This window comes from Lysinibacillus sp. NPDC093688, from assembly GCF_050280145.1.
Classification (GTDB): domain Bacteria; phylum Bacillota; class Bacilli; order Bacillales_A; family Planococcaceae; genus Lysinibacillus; species Lysinibacillus xylanilyticus_B.
Map to the genome: position 1 here is coordinate 1 of NZ_JBNNUX010000095.1, position 2,514 is coordinate 2,514.

A 2,514-nucleotide genomic window follows, 5' to 3' on the forward strand; every position below is an offset into this window, starting at 1 on the left:
CGGGCCAACACGATGTTGGTCACGAAGGCGTTATCACAGGATGTGATGCTTTTAGCCTTCGTTCCTCTATTGCTGATCCCCAAGGAGTCGCCCAGTCGTAACGAAGATCAACTTATATAAATTGCATATGTCATTCAAATTTCATCCTTCAATACATGTGAATGAAAAAAGCAAACTATCACTAGTTTGCTCTTTCCTTCAATTAAATGTTTGCATATTTCCCATGCCACACAATATTTCTATAATTATCTACATCTGTGTCACCTTCAGTGTTAATAAACAATACACGAGAGTTTTCATCTACTTGTAATGTATCCTTCAGTTCTGTATATTGCTCATTCATCATCAACTCATAAAAACATCCAACTGGAGCAGCTCCCGATTCTCCAGCAATAATTCGTGAATCTGTTGCTAGTGGATTTCCAAGAATGCGCATACCGGTTGCAGCAACTTCCTCATCACAGCAAATACTCACCTTCGTATAAGTCTTTAACAAATCCCAAGCTAGTGGACTTGGCTCACCACAAGCAAGACCTGCCATAATGGTTTGCATCTCTCCACCAACCGTTACACACTGCTCAGCTCCTGCTTTAAAACTTTCATAATAGCAATTCGCTGCAAAAGGCTCAACTAAGACAAATGTAATCTCTTGCTCATAATATTGTTGTAAGAAAGCTACAACTGCACCTGCAAAAGATCCAACCCCAGCTTGTAAAAATACATGGGTAGGTGCTTTTTCCAACTGCAGGGCGACTTCTTTTATTAGTGTAGTATAGCCTTGCATAATCCATAACGGAATTTCCTCATAGCCTTCCCACATCGTATCCTGAATAACGACCCAGTCATTTTCCGTTGCCAGTTGTGAAGTAAAACGAACTGTATCATCATAATTCATTGTCGTTATTTCAGCATATGCACCTTCATTTTTAATATTTTGGAGGCGCTCCTCAGCACTACCAGCCGGCATATAAATACGTGCTTTCAAACCAAGCTCTCTTGCCGCCCAAGCCACACCACGACCATGATTGCCATCTGTCGTTGAAATAAATGTTAAGTCCCCTAGTTGCTCCTTTATTGCTCTTGATTTAAGCTGCTCAAACGATAGCTCATCAATATTCCTACCTAACTTTTTGGCAACGTACTGCCCAATTGCATAAACACCACCTAATACTTTGAATGCATTTAAGTCAAATCGATATGATTCATCTTTTACAAAAATACTTTGTACCCCAACTAGTGATGCAAAAGCATTTAAGCTTCGTAATGGTGTGCTTTCAAATTTCTCATATGTACGTTGAAATCTACCAACACGATTTACTTGTTCCGGTGAAAAATGCTGTAGAAAAGATACTACTTGTTCTACGTTCTTCTGCATCAAATATTGTTGGTTGTTAGCCCACAATAATTTTTCCATCCTTATCCCCCTAGCTTTTGTTCTATTTTCATCTAAGCTTACAGAATCACCAAAAATACTATACACATCAATATTACATATTTTAATAAAAAAAAGAAAATTTTGAATCCTATTTATGAGATTTATCGTATATATACTAGTATATTCAATGGGAGGTATAAAATGGATAACCCTTGTAAAATAGCGATAATTGGAGGAACAGGGAAAGTAGGAAGGCATATAGCAACTCGTGCAATACAAAAAGGATATCAAGTTCGGATGCTTGTTAGAAATCCGGAGAAGTTACTATATAAAAATAATAAAATTGAAATAGTGCAAGGGCAGGTTCAAAATATAGAAAGTATCCGAGAGCTTCTTAAAGATTGTCAAGTTGTTATTAATACATTTGGTCAACCACCTAAAGAGGAACCTATATATAGTAAGGTTACAACTACTATTTTTAATGTGATGAAAGATTTAAACATTAGTCGTTACATAGGTGTTTCCGGTGGTTCTCTAACGATTAAAGAGGACAAAAAAAGCATGATGAATCGTTTTGGAGCAAAGATGTTTGAAGTTTTCTTTCCGAAAATGATGCAGGATAAAAAATTAGAATGGGAATTTTTATTAACTAATAAACAGATCAAATGGACACTAATTAGATTACCGTTTGTAAAAGATCGCTTAACATCCAGTCAGATAAAGGAAAATCTTACTGATATGCCTGGTACAAAAATTACGAATCAAGATATAGCCACTTTTATCATTGATCATATTGATAATGCAAAGTACGTGCACAAAACACCTTTTATATCCCATTAGTTAATAGCAATTAAATAACATGAAAAATAGCATGCTGAAAATATAGCTAGCCTGCTATTTTTTTATAGTTTATCTTTAAAACAAATATTATGTCTTCAGCAATTACTTCCTACTACATTCGCCACCTTTGGACCATTTGGTAAATGCAATGCGGTCATTTGGAAATATAAAAAAAATACAGTAGATGTAAATTACATCTACTGTATTTCAGTATGACCCGTACGGGATTCGAACCCGTGTTACCGCCGTGAAAGGGCGGTGTCTTAACCACTTGACCAACGGGCCAATGGCGGAGAAGG

At 36.4% G+C, this 2,514-nt stretch carries 2 protein-coding genes and 1 tRNA gene; 1 reads left to right on the top strand and 2 read right to left on the bottom strand.

Going from position 1 to position 2,514, the window contains the following annotated elements:
- Window positions 1–202: 202 nt before the first annotated feature.
- Complete coding sequence (locus ACQKN2_RS25170; RefSeq protein ID WP_427417355.1) at window positions 203–1,414, bottom strand: diaminopropionate ammonia-lyase; 1,212 nt, start codon at window positions 1,412–1,414, stop codon at window positions 203–205.
- A gap of 162 nt (window positions 1,415–1,576) precedes the next feature.
- Between ACQKN2_RS25170 and ACQKN2_RS25175 the strand changes: the two genes are divergently transcribed.
- Window positions 1,577–2,215, top strand: a complete 639-nt coding sequence (locus ACQKN2_RS25175) for an NAD(P)-dependent oxidoreductase (RefSeq protein WP_427417356.1) — start codon at window positions 1,577–1,579, stop codon at window positions 2,213–2,215.
- A gap of 213 nt (window positions 2,216–2,428) precedes the next feature.
- Here ACQKN2_RS25175 and ACQKN2_RS25180 read toward each other — a convergent pair.
- Window positions 2,429–2,500: transfer RNA gene (locus ACQKN2_RS25180), tRNA-Glu, on the bottom strand.
- Window positions 2,501–2,514 lie beyond the last annotated feature (14 nt).